The organism is Maricaulis sp. (genome assembly GCF_030149425.1).
Taxonomy (GTDB): Bacteria; Pseudomonadota; Alphaproteobacteria; order Caulobacterales; family Maricaulaceae; genus Maricaulis.
This window is the reverse complement of record NZ_JASBRQ010000006.1, coordinates 1-18,808: the sequence shown is the minus strand read 5'-3', so window position 1 is coordinate 18,808 and position 18,808 is coordinate 1. Positions and strand designations below refer to the sequence as shown.

General features: G+C 62.0%; 22 protein-coding genes. 9 read left to right on the top strand and 13 right to left on the bottom strand.

The window, feature by feature from the left end; translation table 11 throughout:
* Positions 1-168: 168 nt before the first annotated feature.
* The 4 genes from Q1V57_RS01455 to Q1V57_RS01440 all read right to left on the bottom strand — a co-directional run bounded on the left by Q1V57_RS01455 (position 169) and on the right by Q1V57_RS01440 (position 3,845).
* On the bottom strand, positions 169-879 hold the full coding sequence (locus Q1V57_RS01455; protein WP_300527075.1) for a hypothetical protein: 711 nt from the start codon (positions 877-879) through the stop codon (positions 169-171).
* A gap of 45 nt (positions 880-924) precedes the next feature.
* Positions 925-2,322, bottom strand: a complete 1,398-nt coding sequence (locus Q1V57_RS01450) for an ABC transporter permease (protein WP_300527074.1) — start codon at positions 2,320-2,322, stop codon at positions 925-927.
* On the bottom strand, positions 2,322-3,266 hold the full coding sequence (locus tag Q1V57_RS01445; protein ID WP_300527073.1) for an ATP-binding cassette domain-containing protein: 945 nt from the start codon (positions 3,264-3,266) through the stop codon (positions 2,322-2,324). The genes Q1V57_RS01450 and Q1V57_RS01445 overlap by 1 nt, the downstream gene beginning before the upstream one ends.
* Before the next feature lie 87 nt (positions 3,267-3,353).
* Entirely contained in the window at positions 3,354-3,845 is a 492-nt protein-coding gene (locus Q1V57_RS01440) for a DinB family protein (RefSeq protein ID WP_300527072.1), read from the bottom strand.
* Positions 3,846-3,908: 63 nt separating this feature from the next.
* Between Q1V57_RS01440 and speB the strand changes: the two genes are divergently transcribed.
* Positions 3,909-4,847, top strand: a complete 939-nt coding sequence (gene speB, locus Q1V57_RS01435; RefSeq protein ID WP_300527071.1) for an agmatinase — start codon at positions 3,909-3,911, stop codon at positions 4,845-4,847.
* Positions 4,844-5,170, top strand: coding sequence for a TraR/DksA C4-type zinc finger protein (locus Q1V57_RS01430; RefSeq protein WP_300527070.1), 327 nt, complete (start codon positions 4,844-4,846; stop codon positions 5,168-5,170). Before speB ends, Q1V57_RS01430 begins: the two co-directional genes overlap by 4 nt.
* On the opposite strand, the gene Q1V57_RS01425 is transcribed toward Q1V57_RS01430, so the two are convergent.
* On the bottom strand, positions 5,167-5,712 hold the full coding sequence (locus tag Q1V57_RS01425) for a DUF4269 domain-containing protein (protein WP_300527068.1): 546 nt from the start codon (positions 5,710-5,712) through the stop codon (positions 5,167-5,169). The two genes, Q1V57_RS01430 and Q1V57_RS01425, sit on opposite strands and share 4 nt — an antisense overlap.
* Positions 5,713-5,786: 74 nt before the next feature.
* Here Q1V57_RS01425 and Q1V57_RS01420 point away from each other — a divergent pair, with 74 nt between their 5' ends.
* Together Q1V57_RS01420 and Q1V57_RS01415 are read left to right on the top strand one after the other, a co-directional pair.
* On the top strand, positions 5,787-6,245 hold the full coding sequence (locus Q1V57_RS01420; RefSeq protein WP_300527067.1) for a DUF6265 family protein: 459 nt from the start codon (positions 5,787-5,789) through the stop codon (positions 6,243-6,245).
* A 2-nt stretch (positions 6,246-6,247) separates the two neighbouring features.
* The gene (locus tag Q1V57_RS01415) at positions 6,248-6,862 is read left to right on the top strand and encodes a class I SAM-dependent methyltransferase (protein WP_300527066.1); all 615 of its coding nucleotides are present in this window, start codon (positions 6,248-6,250) and stop codon (positions 6,860-6,862) included.
* A 181-nt stretch (positions 6,863-7,043) separates the two neighbouring features.
* On the opposite strand, the gene Q1V57_RS01410 is transcribed toward Q1V57_RS01415, so the two are convergent.
* The gene (locus tag Q1V57_RS01410; protein ID WP_300527065.1) at positions 7,044-7,331 is read right to left on the bottom strand and encodes a hypothetical protein; all 288 of its coding nucleotides are present in this window, start codon (positions 7,329-7,331) and stop codon (positions 7,044-7,046) included.
* Positions 7,332-7,464: 133 nt separating this feature from the next.
* On the opposite strand from Q1V57_RS01410, the gene Q1V57_RS01405 reads away from it, so the two are divergent.
* Positions 7,465-9,819, top strand: coding sequence for a PAS domain-containing protein (locus tag Q1V57_RS01405; RefSeq protein WP_300527064.1), 2,355 nt, complete (start codon positions 7,465-7,467; stop codon positions 9,817-9,819).
* Here Q1V57_RS01405 and Q1V57_RS01400 read toward each other — a convergent pair.
* The 5 genes from Q1V57_RS01400 to Q1V57_RS01380 all read right to left on the bottom strand — a co-directional run bounded on the left by Q1V57_RS01400 (position 9,816) and on the right by Q1V57_RS01380 (position 13,519).
* Positions 9,816-11,219: an NAD(P)(+) transhydrogenase (Re/Si-specific) subunit beta gene (locus Q1V57_RS01400; RefSeq protein WP_300527062.1), complete on the bottom strand. Its 1,404-nt coding sequence runs from the start codon at positions 11,217-11,219 to the stop codon at positions 9,816-9,818. The genes Q1V57_RS01405 and Q1V57_RS01400 overlap by 4 nt on opposite strands.
* Before the next feature lie 23 nt (positions 11,220-11,242).
* Positions 11,243-11,632, bottom strand: coding sequence for a hypothetical protein (locus Q1V57_RS01395; RefSeq protein ID WP_300527060.1), 390 nt, complete (start codon positions 11,630-11,632; stop codon positions 11,243-11,245).
* 2 nt (positions 11,633-11,634) lie between these two features.
* Complete coding sequence (locus tag Q1V57_RS01390) at positions 11,635-11,958, bottom strand: NAD(P) transhydrogenase subunit alpha (RefSeq protein ID WP_300527059.1); 324 nt, start codon at positions 11,956-11,958, stop codon at positions 11,635-11,637.
* Positions 11,959-11,961: 3 nt separating this feature from the next.
* On the bottom strand, positions 11,962-13,089 hold the full coding sequence (locus Q1V57_RS01385) for a Re/Si-specific NAD(P)(+) transhydrogenase subunit alpha (protein ID WP_300527057.1): 1,128 nt from the start codon (positions 13,087-13,089) through the stop codon (positions 11,962-11,964).
* 124 nt (positions 13,090-13,213) lie between these two features.
* Entirely contained in the window at positions 13,214-13,519 is a 306-nt protein-coding gene (locus tag Q1V57_RS01380) for an aa3-type cytochrome c oxidase subunit IV (RefSeq protein WP_300527056.1), read from the bottom strand.
* A gap of 181 nt (positions 13,520-13,700) precedes the next feature.
* Between Q1V57_RS01380 and Q1V57_RS01375 the strand changes: the two genes are divergently transcribed.
* From Q1V57_RS01375 to Q1V57_RS01360, 4 genes are read left to right on the top strand one after another with little or no spacing between them, the layout of a single operon-like run.
* Positions 13,701-14,285: a hypothetical protein gene (locus Q1V57_RS01375; protein WP_300527055.1), complete on the top strand. Its 585-nt coding sequence runs from the start codon at positions 13,701-13,703 to the stop codon at positions 14,283-14,285.
* Between the two features lie 13 nt (positions 14,286-14,298).
* Positions 14,299-15,390 carry a histidine kinase gene (locus Q1V57_RS01370; RefSeq protein WP_300527054.1) on the top strand — a complete coding sequence of 364 codons (1,092 nt, stop codon included), beginning with the start codon at positions 14,299-14,301 and terminating at the stop codon, positions 15,388-15,390.
* The gene (locus Q1V57_RS01365; protein ID WP_300527053.1) at positions 15,387-15,989 is read left to right on the top strand and encodes a response regulator transcription factor; all 603 of its coding nucleotides are present in this window, start codon (positions 15,387-15,389) and stop codon (positions 15,987-15,989) included. The genes Q1V57_RS01370 and Q1V57_RS01365 overlap by 4 nt, the downstream gene beginning before the upstream one ends.
* Positions 15,990-16,032: 43 nt before the next feature.
* Entirely contained in the window at positions 16,033-16,284 is a 252-nt protein-coding gene (locus Q1V57_RS01360) for a hypothetical protein (protein WP_300527052.1), read from the top strand.
* A gap of 516 nt (positions 16,285-16,800) precedes the next feature.
* Here Q1V57_RS01360 and Q1V57_RS01355 read toward each other — a convergent pair.
* Complete coding sequence (locus Q1V57_RS01355; RefSeq protein WP_300527051.1) at positions 16,801-17,751, bottom strand: alpha/beta hydrolase; 951 nt, start codon at positions 17,749-17,751, stop codon at positions 16,801-16,803.
* 59 nt (positions 17,752-17,810) lie between these two features.
* Positions 17,811-18,626: a type II CAAX endopeptidase family protein gene (locus Q1V57_RS01350; protein WP_300527050.1), complete on the bottom strand. Its 816-nt coding sequence runs from the start codon at positions 18,624-18,626 to the stop codon at positions 17,811-17,813.
* Between the last annotated feature and the right edge of the window lie 182 nt (positions 18,627-18,808).

The following is an 18,808-nucleotide window of genomic DNA, read 5'->3' as shown; positions in this document are numbered from 1 at the left end:
CGCAAGCTGGCACGCAAGCGTGCTCAGCGCGAAGGCCTGATCGGCAAGCGTGGCGGTCGTCGCTAGGGTCGCCAGGACCTGAACGAGCACATCCGTGCAAGAAAAAACGCTGTCTCCTCACGGAGGCAGCGTTTTCTTGTGCCTGGAGCTCAGAGCTGCTGGCTCGTCCTAGCGGGTAAATTCCTCGTTCAGCGGGCAGGCTTGCATGGCAATAAAGGGGCTCTCTGTTGCCTCGGGCCCGAAGAATGGGCCGAGCCCGGCGCTGGAGATGGTCTCGCGCAGGGCGATCCAGGGCTGGCCCTGATCCGGCGTGAATGAGAACTGGAAAGCGTAACCGTCCTGCGGTGTTGCCATCAGCGCCCGCATCAAGTCCTGTATCGTTCCCGACTGCTCGTCCGGGACCATTTCAAACCAGAAAGAGCCCAGTTCGTCCAACTCCTCACGCGTGAGCTCCCCGCGTGCGATCCAGCGCGAGGCACCTGCCGCATCGGTGAGGCTCATGCGTAGCTGGCCCTGATAATGAGTCGTATTGCTCTCATTGTCCCAACGGCTAGGTGCGGCATCGAGAATGGCCAGCGCGTCGGGCTGGTTGAGACGGTCATTCAAAATGTCCAACTCAACCTCGGGCGCTTCTCCAGCTAGAGCACTCCCAAGTACGGTCAGCCGAGTCGGGTTATGGATGTAGAGCTGGGTTCCCCGGACCGGGTCAGGGACAGAGCGCATCAGCTCGAAATATACGGTCCACTCGCCCGAAGTCCGCATCCAGTTGCAAGGATCGTCCTCAGCATAATTCTCCAGGTAATAGTCCCGGTAATCGTCGCTGCTCCCGCTTCCGGACAATAACATCGCGGCGGCCAGGGCGGTGGTCGTCAACAGCATGGTGTGCTCCAAGAATGCCAGGCGGGCAGTCTAGGCGATGATCGCCTAGCTTGCCGCCTTTTTCTGACCGAAGCGGAACCAGTTCTTGATGGTTTCCTGATTGGCCTGGTTGAGCGCGCCCATGCGGAACATGACGCCGGCGCCCCAGATCACCACAACAGCGGTGCCGAGCATCAGGCCGGTCGTGCCCAGGAGCTCCATCGTGGAGGGATCCTGCGGCAGGCGGGCAAGCATGATGAAGGGGGTCCAGACCGGTACCCAGCTGGCGATGGAAACGATCGGCGAATCCGGGGAATCGGCGGCGACCATGACCAGGAAGAGCGGCACCATCATGATCAGCATGATCGGGCTCATCAGCGTCTGGGCGTCCTGCAGCGTGTCGCAGAGCGAACCGACGGCGAGGAAAACCGCGCCATACATGAAATAGCCGATGATGAAATAGCCCAGCGCCGGTACCAGCAGGGCCGGATTGAAAATCGCCCCGATCAGATCACCGATCGGCATATTGGCCGAGGAGGCGGCCTGTTGCGCCAGCGTGCCGCCGCCAAAGGCCAGGAGGCCCCAGAAGGCGAGCAGGGTGAAGGACACGGCAGCGACGCCGAACAGCTTGCCGGTGAGGATTTCATGATGCCGGGCAGAAGACATCATCATCTCCAGCACTTTATTGCCCTTCTCCTCGATCATCGCCGTGAGCAGCATGTTCACGACCGAGAAAATGATGATCCAGAGCGCGAAGGCGACACCGATCGCAACGATAACCGGCAGGCGGTCAGAGGCCGTTACGGCCGCGTCTGCACCGGCCCGTTCCGGGTTCAGTTCGAGCACCACCGGACGCAGGCTATCGGCTGCTAGGAGCATGTCACCGGACACACCGGCAGCCAGCAGGCGTTCCGCCCGCATATGATCGCGCAAGGCCCCGCGGATCTCCGAACGTAATCCGCCATCGGTCAGATTGGTCGACCAGTATTCAATCTCGATCCCGCCCTCTGCGTCCTGGCGCAGGTAGATGGCGGCAAACAGGGGCTGTGCGCCCTCTGCCGTCTCGAGCAGGCGCTCACCGAGAAGATAGGGTCTGAGACCGTCAACATCAGTGGCTGGCGGATCGACGCGGACATAGCGGCCATCCTCCAGCGTCGTCATTTGTTGATCGAGCGCGGCGGTGACCTGCGGATTATCGCCGACCATCTCAGAGACGGCTTCGCGCATTTCCTCGGCCTGGCGCTGCCGGCTTTCCTCGACACTGGCCTGATAGGCCGCATCGAGGCGTCCGCCGGTTTCGTCGATCATGACGTAATAGCGGGTCGGCTGGGAGGACTCGATAAGGATGGGCAGGCCGAAGCCCAGCGCCATGAACAGCGGCACCGAGGCGAGCGAGAGCCAGAAGCCCCAGGTCGCCACATAGGACAGGAATTCGCGGCGGGCGATGAGATAAATGGCACGCATCAGGCAGTCTCCTCTGCGCCGTGGCCGTGGGATTCGACAAGATGGACAAAGGCGTCGTGCAGATGCGCGCGCACGGGTTCAAAACGGGTCAGTTTCACATCGGCGTCGACGCAGGCCTTGAGCACGTCCTGGGCATCCGATCCGGAGCCCAGATCAATGGTCCAGCAATGGCTGCCATCACGGGCATCATCATCGCGGCGGACCTCGCCGAACGGGGCGAGGAGCTCGAGCAGGTTGTGCTCCGAGGTGGTTTCCAGGTGGACCCGGCGCGGCACTTCGCCCAGCGCTTGGGCCACGGTGCCGTCGAAAATCTTATTGCCCTTGGCGATCAGCACGATCTTGTCGCACAGCCGCTCGGCATGCTCCATCACATGGGTGGAGAACAAGATGGTCCGGCCCGCTTCGGCCTGGGCGCGGACGATGCGCTCGAGCGCCTTCTGATTGACCGGGTCGAGGCCCGAGAAAGGCTCGTCGAGAATGACGAATTCGGGCTGGTGGATCAGCGTGGTGATGATCTGGACCTTCTGCGCCATGCCTTTGGAGAGGGTTTTCACCTTCTGCTCGGCGGCGTGGAGGAGGTCGAACTCGTCGAGCATTTTCATCCCGCGCTTGCGCGCTTCGCCCGCCTCGACACCCTTGAGGCGGCCGAAAAAGACGATGACGTCGATCACTTTCATGCGGCGATAAATGCCGCGTTCTTCCGGCAGGAAACCGACCCGGTCCAGCGTCGAAGCGCGCGGTGTCTTGCCGAACAGCTCGACCTTGCCCTGATCTGGCATGAGGATGCCCAGCGACATGCGCAGACTGGTCGTCTTGCCCGCACCATTGGGTCCCAGGAAGCCGGTGATCTCGCCCCGCTTCACTTCAAGGCTGACATCCCTGACGGCATATTGCCCCTTGAATTGTTTGGAGACCCGGTCAAGCCGGAGAATGGTGTCGGACATCGCGTACCCCTAGACTACAAGCCGGATGAAACTATGCAGATTGCCTCAGCCGCACCAGCGGTATTGCGCACTGCACCAATCCCGCCCCTACAGGCCAAGGATGAAGAAGGGCATGTCCAGCACCGGCGCCTCGCCGCCGAGCTGGTGGATCATGTGATGGCACTGGCCGCGGTGATGCGTCGCGTGATTGAAAAGGTGCAGCGCGATCAGGCCCTTCTGCAGCTTCAGCGGCATTCCGGCCATGTTCTTGTAATTGAGAACCTCGGTCAGCTGGGCCTGGGTCTGGCTCGTCACCAGCGCGATCAGCGCCTCGTCCTGATGGCGCCGGGCCGCCTTGAGATGACCCCAGTCCTCATGCAGCACCACATCGAGATCCTTATGCGGCGGCGGATCACCGGTCCAGCGCGCCAGCCAGATCTGTTCGGCGACCAGGATATGGTTCAGCGTCAGGTGGATGGACTTGAAAAACCCGCCGGCATCGCGCCGACGCGCCGCATCACCGAGATCGCCTGCGGTGTCGAGAATGCGGTTATTGGCCCATTGGTTATAGCGGGCCAGTTGCAGGAGATGATCGCGCATTCCACATCCTTGTGTCTGTCAGACGAGTTTCGTCGGGCCGCGCGCCCGTGCTAGGAGAGCGCCATGACCGAGATCGACTTCACGCCTATTCCCGGCCGCGAACAACCCCGTTTCGCCGCCATCAAGACATTCTTCCGCCTGCCGCATGTGCCGCTCGATGCCGGCTATGACGTGGCCCTGGCCGGCCTGCCCTATGACGGGGCGCTGTCCTACCGTCCGGGCGCGCGCTTTGCGCCCTCGAAAGTGCGCGAGCTCTCCTCCATGGGCCGCGGCTATCACATGACGCGGGAGATCAATTTCGTCGAAAAGCTCAAGGTCGGCGATGTCGGCGATTGCCCGACCGTGCCGATCGACATGGCCCAGACCGGCGAACGGGTGGAGACCTTCTTCGGCGACATCCTCGCCCGCGACAAGAAATTCATCGCCGTCGGCGGTGATCACTCCAACACCCTGCCGCTGCTGCGCGCCGTAGCCAAGAAGCACGGCCCGGTGAGCTTCATCCATTTCGATGCCCATCTCGACACCTATCCGGCCGCCTGGGGCTGTGAGTACCACCATGGCGCCTTCCTGCGTCATGCCCTCGAGGAAGGCCTGGTGAAGCCGGAGAAGTCCTGGCAATTCGGTATTCGCGGCCCGCTGGCGGCGCGCGATGATCTCGGCGTGGTCGACAAGTTCGGCGTCAATGTCACCACGGTCGATGATGTCCGCATGAAAGGCCTAGAGGCCTTCATCGCCGGTCTGCCGAAATTTGAAGGCCCGACCTATATCTCCTTCGACATCGACGCCCTCGACCCGGCCTACGCCCCGGGGACGGGGACGCCGGTGCCGGGTGGTCTGACCACCTATGAAGCCCAGCGCATCCTGCGCGCCTTCGAGATCGAGAATCTGGTCGCGGCCGACATCATGGAAGTCTCCCCGCCCTATGATCCGGCCGAGATCACGGCCCTGGCGGCGGTGGATGTAATGTTCGAGCAGCTCTGCCTGATGGCCAAGACCGCGTGACAGGCCCGGCGGCTGCCCGGCAACGCCTGCTCGACCTCAAGGCCGAGCTCATTGCCCTGTCGCAATCGGCTGATGAAGACCGCAAGCCGGTCGAGCTCGATCAGCAATCGGTTGGCCGTCTGTCGCGCATGGATTCGATGCAGGTCCAGGCCATGGCCAAGGCCGCTGATGCCCGGCGGGCGCAGGAAATCCGGCGGGTTGATGCCGCCCTGCAGCGTGTGGACGATGATGAGTATGGTTGGTGCGTGGAATGCGGCGAGGCGATCGAGGCCAAGCGGCTTGAGGTCGATCCGGCCGCGCCGCGCTGTGCCGGTTGCGCCTAGCGGGTTCTATAGCCGGCGTTCTCGATGATCTGCCGTAAAGCCGCGTCGCCCGGCGAGGCGAGTTTGAGCAATTCCGAATAAGGCTCACCGCCGAGCTTGAGGCATTGGGCAAAGGCCGGCTCGGTCTTTAGCCCCGTCGCTTTGACGGCGCGCACATCGCTGCGCAGCCGGTCCTCCGCGAGGCCGAGCAGGCGGTGCTCCGCGAGCCAGTGGATATAGCTCTCATGCGTCTCGACCGGGCGGACCCGACCGTAAATCTCGATCGGCAGACCCTCGCGTTCGAGCGAGGCGATGATCGACGCTTCGCCGGCATGGGTGTTGGGATTGATCCGGGCGTCGGGGAAGGCGGTTGCCAGCGCTTCCTTGAAGGCGGGCAGATCCGGGACGGCGCTGCAGCAGATATCGGCGTCTGCGCCGTCATTATGGATGTCCAGCGGGATGGAGCCGACCCAGCGCGGATCAAACGGCGCGAGCATTTCAAAGATGCGGTGGCGGTCGAGAAGGGCGCGGGCGTCAGTAACGGGGATGGGCGGCTGGTCCATCTCTGCGCTCTCTCGCGATTGTCTTGAGCTGTCAAGCGGGATGGCGCTATCCTGACGATTGGGAGGACGCGGTCATGATGCGAATCTGGATGGCTGGTCTGTGTGCCGTACTGCTCAGCACGACGGCGCAAGCCGATGGCGATGATCTGTCCTGGCTTGAGGGCTGCTGGCGCGGCGAGGGGCTCGGCGGTGTCGTCTCCGAGTGCTGGATGGCCGGCTCCGGCGGGCTGATGATTGGCAGTTTCATGCTCGAGAGCGAGGGCGAGCTGGCTTTCACCGAACATCTCATGATCGGCGAGGCGGGTGGTGTTGACGGTTATCACGTCAAACACTTCACCTCCGAACTCGTCGGCTGGGAAAGCCGCGAGGACTACGTCACCTTCCCGCGGGTCGGCTATTCCGCCGGCCGGGCCGAGTGGGAGGGGTTGATCTACCAACAGGGCGCTGACGGCGCGCTGAGCGTGTCACTCGACATGCGCCAGGAGGACGGCAGTGTGTCGACCATCATCTTCACGCTGAGCCGGATCGAATAGCCATGTCCTTTTATGAAGAGCATATCCTGCCGCATCTCATCGGCGCGGCCTGCGGTGCCAAGCCGATCACCAAACAGCGCGAGAAAGTCGTGCCGGCGGCCGAGGGCCGGGTGCTCGAGATCGGTATGGGGGCCGGCCCCAATCTGCGCTTTTACGATCCGTCCAAGGTCACCCATTTGTGGGGGCTGGAACCCTCGCTCGGCATGCGGCGCAAGGCGCGCAAGGCGGTCGAGGCCAGTCCGGTTGCGGTTGAATTCATCGACCTGCCTGGCGAAGAGATTCCCCTGGAGGACAATTCCGTCGATACGGTGGTTTTGACCTATACGCTGTGCACCATTCCCGGCGCTGTCGAGGCGGTAAAAGGCATGCGGCGCGTGCTCAAGCCGGGGGGCAAGCTCCTGTTTTCAGAGCATGGCGCGGCGCCCGATGAAAGCGTGGCCCGCTGGCAGCGCCGAATTGAACCGATCTGGAAGCCGATCGGTGGCGGCTGTCATCTCACCCGCAATATCCCCGACCTTATCCGCCAGGGCGGGTTCGAGATCGAGCAGATGGACATGATGTATCTGCCCAACACACCGCGGCCGATGGGCTTCAATTACTGGGGAAGCGCGGTTTAGGTCGGGCGGATCGTCTGTGACGCTTGGCGCACATGCCGTGCCGCCCGGGCTGCTCCGTCCCACGCCCCCGCCCAACCACCCATGAGGTTACCCTGGCGGGTAGTTGGGTGAGGGCGTGGGATGGTACAGACTTCGGCGCTGCGCCTAGGAAACCGGGTATCGCCTTACCTCGCCGGGATCATCAGTCCCGGCCCGGGAAACTCTCTACATACTCAATCTTGATATCCGGGAAGCTGTCGACGAATTCGATGGTGAAATCGCCAAGACTCTCGACGAATTCCCATTCACCGCAGGCGTCGGCAAAACTGCTGACCGGCTCGACCTTGAGGTCCGGGAAGCTCTCGACGATCTGCACGCGGATGTCGGCGAAACTTTCGACCACCTCGACTTCGCCATACAGCGTGATGTCCTCGAAGCGGCAATCCTCGGTAACCGGGTTGGCAGTGAGAAGGGTGAGCATGACCAGCATGGCGGCACTCTGAAACCGGCCCGATGAACCCAGGCTGAGCGCTTCGTTTCAACAAAGCTTCAAATATTAAATGACTGGCAGAGCCCTCCCCTCAAAACCATATGGTTATACCGAGGCGGTTATCAGCCAGACCATGCAACTCGACGCCATCCTCCGCGGCCTTCATGAACATATGAATGACGCCGTCGTAGTTTCCGAAGCTGAGCCTTTGGCCAATCCGGGACCCAGGATCGTTTGGGTCAATCGCGCCTTCACCGAGATGACCGGATATTCCCCCGAGGATGTGATCGGTCAGTCTCCGCGTCTGTTGCAGGGACCGCAGACTGATGAAGCGACGCGTCAGCGCATTCGCGAGGCTCTGAACAACTGGCAGCACATCCGCGAGGAAATACTCAACTACCGCAAGGATGGCGAGATTTTCTGGGCCGAGCTGGATATCCGGCCGGTGGCCAATGAGGAGGGTTGGTATACCCACTGGGTTGCCGTCCAGCGCGATATCACCCAGCGCAAGACGCGCGAGGCAGCCCTGCGCCAGGCCCGCGAACTGCTTGAGGATGAGCGCCAGAGCTTCTGGCTGCAAAGCCTGGTGGCCAAGCATGCCAATGAAATCGCCTTTGTTTCAGCACCCGACATGTCGACAATCTGGGTCAATGAGGCGTTTTCCGCCATTACCGGATTTGCCGCAGAAGAGCTGATCGGGCGGCGACCAACACAGGTCATGGGCGGGCCGCTGACCGATCCGGAAATCATCGCTGAAATGCATGCGGCGCTGGAGCGCCAGGAGCCGTGCGAGTTCACCGCCCAGGCTTACCGTAAATCCGGCGAGCCGTTCTGGCTGCACTACCAGGTGACCCCTGTTTTCGATGAGGGGGGGAAGTTGACGCATTTCGTCACGCTCGGTGCGGATGTGACGGAGCGGCACGGGCTTGCCCTGGAGCGTCAGGAGTTGGCCGAGCGTCTCGACCTGGCCATCAAGGCCTCCGAGATCGGTATCTGGGAGTATTATGTCGATGAGGACCGCCTGATCTGGGACGATCGCATGCTGCGCCTGTTCGGGGTCAGCCGGGAGGATTTCACCGGCAGCCTGGATTTCTTTTCCAGCCGTGTTCTGCCCGAAGACCTTCCCGCCGCCAATCGCGTTATCGAACAGGCGGTTGAAGCCGGAGGCGGTGATTTTCACGCCCGTTTCCGTATCCTGCGCCCGGATGGTGAAATCCGGCATATCTCCGGTAATGGCACGGTCAAAGTCGACAATGGGACGGCCCGGCTGGTCGGCTCCAATGTCGATATCACCGAAAGCGTGGCGGCCGTAGAACGGGCCGATATGGCCAACCGCGCCAAGTCGGATTTCCTCGCCAACATGTCGCACGAAATCCGTACGCCGCTGAACGGGATTATCGGTTTCAGCCGTTTGCTGGCACGTCAGAATCTGGAGCCCAAACAGGCCGAGTTTGCAAAACTGATCGAGAGTTCGGGCCGAACACTGAACATGTTGATCAGCGATATTCTCGACATCTCCCGCATTGAAGCCGGCAAGCTCAAGCTCAATCCGGAAGCGTTTGATCTGCGCGATGCCCTCGCGGAAGTCCGTGATGCGGTTGCCGGTAGCGCCGTCGAGAAGGGGCTGACAGTCGAGCTGGAGCTGGACGGGCGCTTCCCCAAAGCGGTCTATAACGACCGCAAGCGGGTGTTGCAGGTGCTGTTGAACCTGGCCGGCAATGCGGTGAAGTTCACCGATGCGGGATCGGTCACAATTGCCGCGCAGCAGCACGATGATGACCGGGTCGCAATTTCCGTCTCTGACACGGGGGCAGGTATTCCGCCGGATGATCAGATGGTGATCTTTGACCGTTTCCGTCAGCTCGACACCTCGAGCACACGCGAGCACGAGGGCTCTGGCCTCGGGCTTGCCCTGTGCCGCGAGCTGGCCGATCTGATGGGCGGGGATGTCTCTCTGGCCCGCAGCGATGCATCCGGCTCCCAATTCGTCCTGGAACTCCCCGTGTTTCTGGTTGCGCCGAATTCCGTGGCGACAGCGAAGACCCGGCCTGAGCGTACGCCTGCACCCCTGGACCGGCCGATCCGTCTCCTGCTGGCTGAAGACAACACAATCTCACGCCGCATGATGGAGTTCGTTTTTGATGATTATGGCGATGTCGATCTGACCTGCGCCAGCGATGGTCAGGAAGCGGTCGATATGGCGGGACGTACGCCGTTCGACGTTATTCTGATGGACATCAACATGCCGCGTCTGTCCGGAGCCGAAGCCATCCGCACCATTCGCAGTTCTGATTGCCTCAATGCCCGAACGCCGATTATCGCACTGACGGCGAATGCCCTGGCGGAACAGCGCGATGAGTATTTCGCCCTGGGCGCCAGCGGTTATGTGTCCAAACCGGTCGATACCTCGCAATTGTTCGAGAAGATCGACCGGCTGATCAGCGAGCGGGAGTTGTCGCAGAGCGCGAGCGGCGGGGCGTCACTCTAGCCCATCGATTTGTTGATTTCTTCGGTCATTTTCTTGGCATCGCCCAGCAACATCATCGTGTTGTCGCGGAAGAAGAGCGGGTTCTCCACGCCGGCATAACCGGAGCCGAGCGAGCGCTTGACGAAGAAGACGGTCCGCGCCTTCCAGACCTGCAAGACGGGCATGCCGTAAATCGGCGAACTGGGATCATCCTCGGCCGCCGGATTGGTGACATCATTGGCGCCGATCACGAAGGCCACATCGGCATTGGAGAAGTCGGAATTGATGTCCTCCAGCTCGAAGACCTCGTCATACGGCACGTTCGCCTCTGCCAGCAGGACATTCATATGCCCCGGCATGCGGCCGGCGACCGGGTGGATGGCGTAGGAGACATCAACGCCTTCTGCCTTGAGCAGATCACCCATTTCCTTCAGCGCGTGCTGGGCCTGGGCGACAGCCATGCCATAGCCCGGCACGATGATGACCTTGCCGGCGTTTTTCATCACGAAGGCCGCGTCTTCGGCCGAACCTTGCTTGGCCGTGCCCTGGGGGCCGGCATTGGCGGCGGCCGAACCGTCTTCACCGAAGCCGCCGAGAATGACCGAGATAAAGCTCCGGTTCATGCCTTTACACATGATGTAGGAGAGAATGGCACCGGAGGAGCCGACCAGGGCACCGGTGACCAGAAGGGCGGTGTTTTCCAGGGTGAAACCGAGCGCGGCTGCGGCCCAGCCGGAATAGGAATTGAGCATCGAGACCACGACCGGCATGTCCGCGCCGCCGATCGGGATGATCAGGGTGACGCCGAGCACAAAGGCCAGGATGGTGATGATCCAGAAGGCGGTTTTGTTATCGCCGCCGGACGCCATCAGGAATGCGATCATCACCGCGATGGCGACACCGATACCGATATTGATACTGTGCCGGGCCGGCAGCAGGATGGGCGCGCCGGACATGTTGCCGTTCAGCTTGGCAAAGGCGATCACCGATCCGGAGAAGGTGATGGCACCGATGGCGGTGCCCAGTGCCAGCTCGAACAGGGAGAGTTGTTTCAGATCTCCGACCGCATTGGCAATGCCGAAGGCTTCGGGGGCATAAAGTGCGGCTGCTGCAACCAGTACCGCCGCCATGCCGACGAGCGAGTGGAAGGCGGCAACGAGCTGCGGCATGGCCGTCATCGGGATGCGCCGGGCAACCACTGCGCCAAGCCCGCCACCGATAACCACACCGCCGATAATCAGGGCCATGGAGGCGCCGTCGAGATTGACGGCCAATAGTGTGGTGACCACGGCGATAGCCATACCGGCCATGCCGAAAAGATTGCCCTGCCGGGCCGTTTCCGGGCTCGACAGGCCGCGCAAGGCGAGGATGAAGAGAATACCCGAAGCAAGGTAGAGAATGGCGGCGAGGTTGGCTGACATGAGACGTCCTGGTTTCTAATTCTCTATCGCATCGAGATGCGGAAAATCCGGCGGCACGGATTTCGCGCGCAACCTTCTGTCCCGACCACATGCGGGTTGTAGTAGAAGATGCGCAACTCTCTGCCGCGCATCATCGCCATGCTTGCGATCGTGGTCACGGAATCCGCGTTGGGGCTGTATTGATCCGGGTCTGCTGGAGCAAAAAAGGCCTGCGTATCGGCCGACCAGTCTGACTGGCTCACCGCATCGCAGATCAGCGTTGTGCCGTCATCCAAGATATCGACGCTGCGTACCGTGCACACAGCGATACCACGATCTTCAGGCTCGGGCGCTGCCCGCATTGCGCGCTGTTGCGCATCGGCAATTGCGGGCAGGACGGTCATGAGGGCAAGCGAAAGAAGAATGGCGCGCATCGCTATTTATCCTTCTTCTTGTACATCGCCAGCATCCGCTGGGTGACAAGGAAGCCGCCGAATATGTTCACGCTGGCGAGAATAATCGCCAATGTTCCGGCGATGCGCGAAAAGCCCGCTCCGCCGTCTGCTGCAGCATCCGGCCCGCCAACGCCCGCCGTCGCGGCGAGCAGGGCGCCGACAATGATCACCGAGGAAATCGCGTTGGTGACAGCCATCAGCGGGGTGTGCAGGGCGGGTGTCACGGACCAGACGACGTAATAGCCGACAAAGACCGCCAGGACGAAAATCGCCAGTCGGAAGATGGTAGGATCAACGGCTTCCATGGCTTACGCCTCCTCTTTGGCGAAATTCGGGTGCACCACCGCACCATCGCGACTCAGCGCCATGCCCTGGATGATTTCGTCATCCCAGTGCGGCGCGCGCTTGCCGTCATCATCGACCAGCAAGGGCAAAAGGTTGGCGAGGTTCTTGGCGTAGAGCGCCGAAGCGTCGGCGGCGAGGCGGCCGGGCAGGTTGTTATAGCCGGCGATCTTCACGCCCTGGTGCTCAACGACCTTGTCGGCCTCGGTCAGCTCGCAATTGCCGCCCGTGGGGGCGGCGAGATCAACGATCACCGAGCCCGGCTTCATGCTCTCCACCATGGCCTTGGTGACCAGGGTCGGGGCCGGGCGTCCCGGGATCAGGGCGGTGGTGACGACGATGTCCTGCTTGGCAATATGAGCGGCGATAAGCTCAGCCTGCTTGGCCTGGTATTCCGCCGACATCTGCTTGGCATAACCGCCTGCGGTCTCGGCCTGTTTGAATTCCTCATCTTCAACGGCAATGAACTTGCCGCCCAGCGAGGCGACCTGTTCTTTCGCGGCCGGCCGCACATCTGTAGCGGACACCACGGCGCCGAGACGGCGGGCGGTGGCGATGGCCTGCAAACCGGCGACGCCGGCGCCCATGATGAAGGCCTTGGCCGGAGCGACTGTGCCTGCTGCCGTCATCATCATCGGGAAAGCCCGGCCATACAGCTGGCTGGCCTCGATGACGGCGCGATAACCGGCGAGGTTCGACTGGCTCGACAGCGCATCCATGGCCTGGGCCCGTGTGATGCGCGGGACATATTCCATCGACAGGGCATCAACGCCCGCCTTGGCGAGGGCCTCAGCGCTTTCAGCACTGGGCTCAAGATGCGCGACCAGGAGCGTGCCCTTGGCGATCTTGCCCAGCGTATCCGCATCGGGCTTTTGCACCGCGAAGACAGCGTCGGCGCCTTTCAGCGTAGCCGCCAGAGTGCCGATATCGGCGCCCGCTTCGGCGAAGGCCGCGTCCGGTATGGAGGCATGAACGCCCGCATCCTTCTCGACGGCGATCTGGTGTCCCGCCTTGATGAATTTCTTGATGGTTTCGGGTGTGGCCGCGACACGCGTTTCATCCGCATGTCGTTCTTTTAGAATGGCAATTCGCATAGGAGCCCGCCGCTAGGAACGTCTGGCGGGTACGATGCGCGATTTCGTGCCTCAGGGGAAGACCCGCCCGGAAAATTCCTTCCGGACGCCACTGATTTTTACGTGAAAGCGGAAATGTTTCGCCTTAACCGGCGAGGAACATGCCAAACAGGCTGACGATGCCGCCGCAGATCAGGCTGAAGATGAAGAGGCCGGCGACGGTCACGTACCAGGATACTTTCATGTTCAAAGCCATGCCACCGAGGACAGACACTACGGCGACGCCGATCAGAGAGGCCAGCCAGTCCATGCCGACGGCGAAGACCAGCGTCAGATACAGCACCGAAATGGCGGTCAGCAGCGAACCCCAGACGGTCACAGCCATGAAGCCGTCAAAAGTGGCTTTGTGGTCGGAAATGTCCATTTCGCCGCGCGAGTAATCAGACGCCATGATCGAAATCCCTGTCGCAAGTCATGTGGTGGACGAGCGGATAACACGCGTTGCCGCCGTCGCCAAGGTGCCCAGCTGTCGCACATGACAGCTGTCATATCGCTTCGGTGACGACGGTGAATATCGCCGGGCCCGGGAAGGCGGGAAAACAGGGCATCAAACGAGCACAAGGAAATGCGTGATGTCCTCTCTGATCTCGAACGCTGATTTGCTGGCGGAACGCCGGCGTTACTTCGTTGAAGCCGGTGGCGGTATTTCGCTTCCGGTTGCCGGCGCGATCTACTGGATCGCGCTGGGAATTCTGGGCAGCCGGCTGGAAACGCGCGAATGGGCCCTGGCTGCAGCGGCCGGTTCCGGCATGATCTTCCCGCTGGGCCTGCTGCTGCAGGGACCGCTCCGGGCCAATTTCATGAAGGCCAAATCGCCGGTTGGCGGGGCTGCGATCTGGTCGATCGTCGCGATCAATCTGATGTGGCCGCTGCATTTCGTCATCATGGATATCGATCCCGAACTGGTCTCGCTCAGCCTGGCGGTTGCCATGACGCTGCACTGGCCTGTGATCGGCTGGAGCTATGGTTCAAAAGTCGCCATCGCCCATGCCTTCGCCCGGATCGCTGCCGCCAGCTTTGTCTATTACGCCATGCCTGACGAACGCCTGACGATGCTGCCCTTCGCCATGGCGGGCCTGTATTTGATCGCCGCTGCCGGTATGGCCGCCGAAGTGGCTTGGACACGGCGCAAGCTTGGCGCATATGCTCCGGCCTAGGAGTTTGAACATCATGACCTTTACCGATCGAGCCAGAGACCTTTTCTCGACCCGCCGTCCCTGGCTCGATCTGGTCTATCTCAGCTTCTTCTTCTTCCACTGGACCATTGCCCCGCCTGATCTCGTCGAGGCGGGTCTTGGTTTTGCCGCGCTGGGACTGTTCATCGGCATCTATATCTTCACCATGCGCCGGCTCGACTGGACCGTCCTGCTGGGCGCTGGCGGAGGGATTGGCCTGGCCCTGCTGATGGCCGAGGAAAACTGGGGCGCTGCGGTCTTCATGGTCTTCTCTGCCCCGATGATCGCCCGCCTGCCGGACGCAGCCCTGCGCACGCCCGCCCTGGTCATCCTCGGACCGGTCATCATCCTGGCCAGCTGGCTGGCCGGAATGCCCTGGTGGTGGATTGCTGCGGTCCTGGTCCTGGCCGCCTTGTCAGCCCTGTCTGCCGGTGCCGCGGCACGTCGGGCTGAGCGCGAGGCGGATGCCGAAGATCGTGAAGCCGAGGCCAGCCGCCTGGGCGCCGAAGCCGAACGGGCAAGGATCGCCCGCGATCTGCATGATCTGCTGGGGCATACCCTGTCTGTCATCACCCTGAAGGCCGATCTCGCCGTGCGCCTGTTCGACCAGGATCCGGCCCGTGCCAAGGCCGAACTTGATTCGATCCAGTCGATCAGCCGCGAGGCCCTGAGCGAGGTGCGCGAGGCGGTTACTGGGCTCAAGGCGCGCTCGCTCAAGGCTGCCTGGGAAGAAACCCGAACGCGCTTGATGGAAGCGGGACTCAGCGTTGAGGGGGGCTACGCAGATGTGCCGCTTAGCCCGGATGCCGAGCAGGCCCTGGCCATGGCCCTGCGCGAAGGCGTCACCAATATCCTGCGCCATTCCGGTGCTAAAACCGTGCGCATCTCGCTCGAATCCAGTGCTGAAGCGGTGACTTTGTCGCTCGATGATGACGGTATCGGGGGGGCCATTCGGTCCGGTGGCGGACTCGGCGGTCTGTCTGATCGTCTTGCTGCGGTCGGCGGCCGGCTCGATATCGAACAACCCGGCAATGGCGGAACCCGGCTGCGCGCTTCGGTTCCGGCGGCCACAGGAGTAACGCCATGATCCGCGTCATGATTGCCGAAGACCAGGCGCTATTGCGCGAGGCGCTGACAGCGCTGATCGGCCTGGAAACTGATATCGAACTGGTCGGGGCGGCGGCTGACGGTGAGGAAGCCCATCGGTTGATCCGCCAGCATGAGCCTGATGTGGTCCTCACCGACATCGAAATGCCGGGCATGACCGGGCTCGAACTCGCGGCGTTGATGAAGCGCGAACAGCGCAAGACCCGAATTCTCATCGTCACCACGTTTGACCGCCCGGGCTATCTGCGCCGGGCGCTGGAAAGCGGTGTCGCTGGCTACCTGCTCAAGGACGGTCCTTCGACGGCCTTGGCCGAGGCGGTACGCAAGGTGGCGGCTGGTGAACGGGTCATCTCGCCGGAACTGGCGCATCAGGCCTGGAGCGAGGATGATCCGCTCTCCGACCGCGAGCGCAAGCTTCTGCGTCTGGCTGAAGCCGGGCTCGATAGCGGGGCCATCGCCGAGGAGACGGGGCTGGCCCGCGGCACGGTACGCAACTACCTGCATGCGGCGATCTCCAAGCTCGGTGCGGGGAATCGCATCGAGGCCGCTCGCCTTGCACGCGAAAAAGGGTGGCTGTGACCGGGTAACCCCCTTATGATGGTGGCGAGTAGGGAGCTGTCTTATGCGTGTGCCGTTTGCACTCTGGTCCGGCGTTGTCGCCGCTGTCGTTCTGGCTGGCCTCATGGCCCGGGATTACATGAATTTCGGCGTGTTCGAGTTGAACCTGCCGCTGATCGGCATGGTTGTCGGCGGCTGGATCGGCGTCGTGCTTCTGGTCGGTTTCATCAGCCAGATCCGCAATGCTGCCAAATCACGCCCGGTCGATGTTCCCAATGATGTCGCGAGCGAAATCCGCCGGCATCCGCAGGACTAAAAGCAGTCACACTCCCTCATCCCAAACTTGATTTGGGACCTCGAGAGGTCGCGCTCCGCGGCGCCTGGGTCCCGGACCAAGCCCGGGATGAGGTGGGTAGTGTGTCGAAGTCACGCCAGATTTTCCCCCGGATTTATTCCGGGGTCTGGTGGAGACGAATACGTCTATGACTCTAGGAAACTACGGCGCCCAGAGTCATCGACGCCGGGATAACGCCAGGCCCCGGAATAAATCCGGGGAAAGCGGGAAGTGTGATGTCATCACGCGAACCCACACCACCCCACACACCTCATGCTGGAAATCGGGCCGTGTTGACGTCGGGCGGTCAAGGGTTTCAACCGGTAGCCGGCGCTGCGCGCCCTTGACCGCCCGACGTCAACACGGCGAACTGGCTGGCATGGGGTTTAAGGGGACAAGAGCCGACCCAGGTAAAACCAACTAGGGTTGGGTTCCACACGGAGATCAGTGTCGAGACTTGGTCTGGAGGGCGGCCTTGCCAGCGAGACAGGTCATTCCCTAACCCCAGCCCGGCCCCGTCAGCGTTTCAATCGCGGCGGCCACTGCAATCGGCTGATCCAGGATCACATGGTGCTGGGCGTTGGCGATCGAGATCATGCTTGCCTCCGGTCCGAAGGTCTCGCGCATGAAATCCCAGATCTCGTCATTGACCAGCACGCTGTCGGCGCCGCGGAACAGGGCGACGCGCGTTTTCAGCGCGGCGGCGAGCTCGTCGGGGGCGCGGCGGTTATAGGTCAGCTTGGCCCACAGATGCGGGTCGAATTTCCAGGTCCAGCCCTCGCTGCCATCGGGGCGTTTGGCCGGCTTGATGGACTGGCGGGCGATGTGGTCGAGCAGGAACAGGTTCTCGCAGCTCTGTTCCGGCAAGAGACGGAAGCGCATCAGCGCCTCGTCGAAACTGGCATAGGTAAAACCGCCGCGGCTCGGCGGGGAGGAACGGCGTTGTTCCTGGTGCGGGCGGATCGGGCTATCGAGCACGGCGACGCCCTTCAGCTCCTCGCCGTAATTCACTGCTGTGGCCAGGCTGACGAAACCGCCAAAGGAATGACCGATGATAAAGGGTTTGCCCGCGTCGAATGCGCCGCCATCGCGGCCTGCGGTCATGACCTCCTGCGTGTAGAGATCCATCTCGTAGGCGTCGCGATGATCGCTATCGCCCATGCCAGAGAGGTCGAGCGCCACAACGCGTCGGGTTTCAGCCAGGAAGGGGGCGATACTGTCCCACCAGTCCTTGTGCGCGACACCGCCATGCACCAGCACCATGCCTGGCGCACCGCGCTTACCCCAGGCTTTCCAGTGGATGCTCGCGCCCTCAACCTCGACCATACCGCGCTCGACCGGAATGGCGATGGCCTTGGCAAACCAGTCCGGAGCCGGCGGTTTTTCTCCGGCAAAGGCTTTCAGGGGAGCGGGCGGGCGCGGGGAGGGCGCGGTTTTTTCTTGTGTCATGTCCTAGCGCTAAACCTCGCTGCCGATAGCGTCAATCGCTCGCGACGGATGGTGTCGCCTCAACTCTGCATGAGTGCGGGTACGGCAAAGACCGCCCAGGCATTATTCGCCATGTGCCCGAGCACCGGCGCGGCGACGCGGCCGGTGAGGACACGGGCGAGACCGAGCGCGATGCCGAGGAAGAAGGTCGATGTCATCACCAGCAGGCCCTGGCTGGTGTGGATCAGGGAAAAGGCGAGGGAAGAGATCAGGATGGCAAAGATCACCGGTACGCCGCGGGCGATGATCATGGGCAGCATCCAGCCGCGGAACAGGACTTCTTCGACGATCGGGGCCGCGATGACGGTGAGCAGGATCACCGACCAGACGGCTGCGCCGGTCATGCCGAAATCGTCGACATTGGAGATATCCTCGATATCGGCGCCGCCGGACAGGGTCAGGCTCTGATCGATCATCGCGAATTCGTGGAACATGACGCTGAGCCGCCCGCCGACAAATATCACGAAGATCAACACCAGCAGGCCGGCAGCGATTTCCGAGGGACGGACCGGAATAATGGAAAAGGCGGGCCCCGCGGCCTTGTAGCGATGGAACCAGATCGCCATCAGCACCGCCAGCGCGCCATAGGCTGCGGCGGACGAGGCAAAGATCGCCGTATTAAATCCCGCCGCGCCGGGCTGCGGGAAGAACAGTTCGATGATCAACGCGGTGACAAAGGAAAAGCCGAAGGCGAGGACAAACAGCAGGATCGGCCAGACAACCATGCCGGGAAGGGCGCGGATAAAGGGCAGGCGATGTTCATGCTCCATGCGCGAAAACGCGTCATGATCCGGAAAAGACCATTTTTCGGTTGGGATATCGGCGGTTTCACTCATCGCATACGCTTTCACTGACACGGTAGTGTAACCCACCGGAGCGTTATGCTTAACCGGTCGTTGCCACGCTTTAAACGTGAAATTTAGAAGACTGTCCCATAACGGTGCGCATAGACGCCCTGCCAGCGATGGCAGCGAGGTCAAAAGACCCGGCGGAGAACATAAGCGACCGAAAAGGCGTG

Excerpts from the sequence above, each read along its gene's own strand:
- Q1V57_RS01455 (WP_300527075.1), bottom strand. The coding sequence starts at position 879 with ATGCTGTTGACGACCACCGCCCTGGCCGCCGCGATGTTATTGTCCGGA.
- Q1V57_RS01450 (WP_300527074.1), bottom strand. The coding sequence starts at position 2,322 with ATGCGTGCCATTTATCTCATCGCCCGCCGCGAATTCCTGTCCTATGTG.
- Q1V57_RS01445 (WP_300527073.1), bottom strand. The coding sequence starts at position 3,266 with ATGTCCGACACCATTCTCCGGCTTGACCGGGTCTCCAAACAATTCAAG.
- Q1V57_RS01440 (WP_300527072.1), bottom strand. The coding sequence starts at position 3,845 with ATGCGCGATCATCTCCTGCAACTGGCCCGCTATAACCAATGGGCCAAT.
- speB (WP_300527071.1), top strand. The coding sequence starts at position 3,909 with ATGACCGAGATCGACTTCACGCCTATTCCCGGCCGCGAACAACCCCGT.
- Q1V57_RS01425 (WP_300527068.1), bottom strand. The coding sequence starts at position 5,712 with ATGGACCAGCCGCCCATCCCCGTTACTGACGCCCGCGCCCTTCTCGAC.
- Q1V57_RS01420 (WP_300527067.1), top strand. The coding sequence starts at position 5,787 with ATGATGCGAATCTGGATGGCTGGTCTGTGTGCCGTACTGCTCAGCACG.
- Q1V57_RS01415 (WP_300527066.1), top strand. The coding sequence starts at position 6,248 with ATGTCCTTTTATGAAGAGCATATCCTGCCGCATCTCATCGGCGCGGCC.
- Q1V57_RS01410 (WP_300527065.1), bottom strand. The coding sequence starts at position 7,331 with ATGCTGGTCATGCTCACCCTTCTCACTGCCAACCCGGTTACCGAGGAT.
- Q1V57_RS01405 (WP_300527064.1), top strand. The coding sequence starts at position 7,465 with ATGCAACTCGACGCCATCCTCCGCGGCCTTCATGAACATATGAATGAC.
- Q1V57_RS01400 (WP_300527062.1), bottom strand. The coding sequence starts at position 11,219 with ATGTCAGCCAACCTCGCCGCCATTCTCTACCTTGCTTCGGGTATTCTC.
- Q1V57_RS01395 (WP_300527060.1), bottom strand. The coding sequence starts at position 11,632 with ATGCGCGCCATTCTTCTTTCGCTTGCCCTCATGACCGTCCTGCCCGCA.
- Q1V57_RS01390 (WP_300527059.1), bottom strand. The coding sequence starts at position 11,958 with ATGGAAGCCGTTGATCCTACCATCTTCCGACTGGCGATTTTCGTCCTG.
- Q1V57_RS01385 (WP_300527057.1), bottom strand. The coding sequence starts at position 13,089 with ATGCGAATTGCCATTCTAAAAGAACGACATGCGGATGAAACGCGTGTC.
- Q1V57_RS01380 (WP_300527056.1), bottom strand. The coding sequence starts at position 13,519 with ATGGCGTCTGATTACTCGCGCGGCGAAATGGACATTTCCGACCACAAA.
- Q1V57_RS01375 (WP_300527055.1), top strand. The coding sequence starts at position 13,701 with ATGTCCTCTCTGATCTCGAACGCTGATTTGCTGGCGGAACGCCGGCGT.
- Q1V57_RS01370 (WP_300527054.1), top strand. The coding sequence starts at position 14,299 with ATGACCTTTACCGATCGAGCCAGAGACCTTTTCTCGACCCGCCGTCCC.
- Q1V57_RS01365 (WP_300527053.1), top strand. The coding sequence starts at position 15,387 with ATGATCCGCGTCATGATTGCCGAAGACCAGGCGCTATTGCGCGAGGCG.
- Q1V57_RS01360 (WP_300527052.1), top strand. The coding sequence starts at position 16,033 with ATGCGTGTGCCGTTTGCACTCTGGTCCGGCGTTGTCGCCGCTGTCGTT.
- Q1V57_RS01355 (WP_300527051.1), bottom strand. The coding sequence starts at position 17,751 with ATGACACAAGAAAAAACCGCGCCCTCCCCGCGCCCGCCCGCTCCCCTG.
- Q1V57_RS01350 (WP_300527050.1), bottom strand. The coding sequence starts at position 18,626 with ATGAGTGAAACCGCCGATATCCCAACCGAAAAATGGTCTTTTCCGGAT.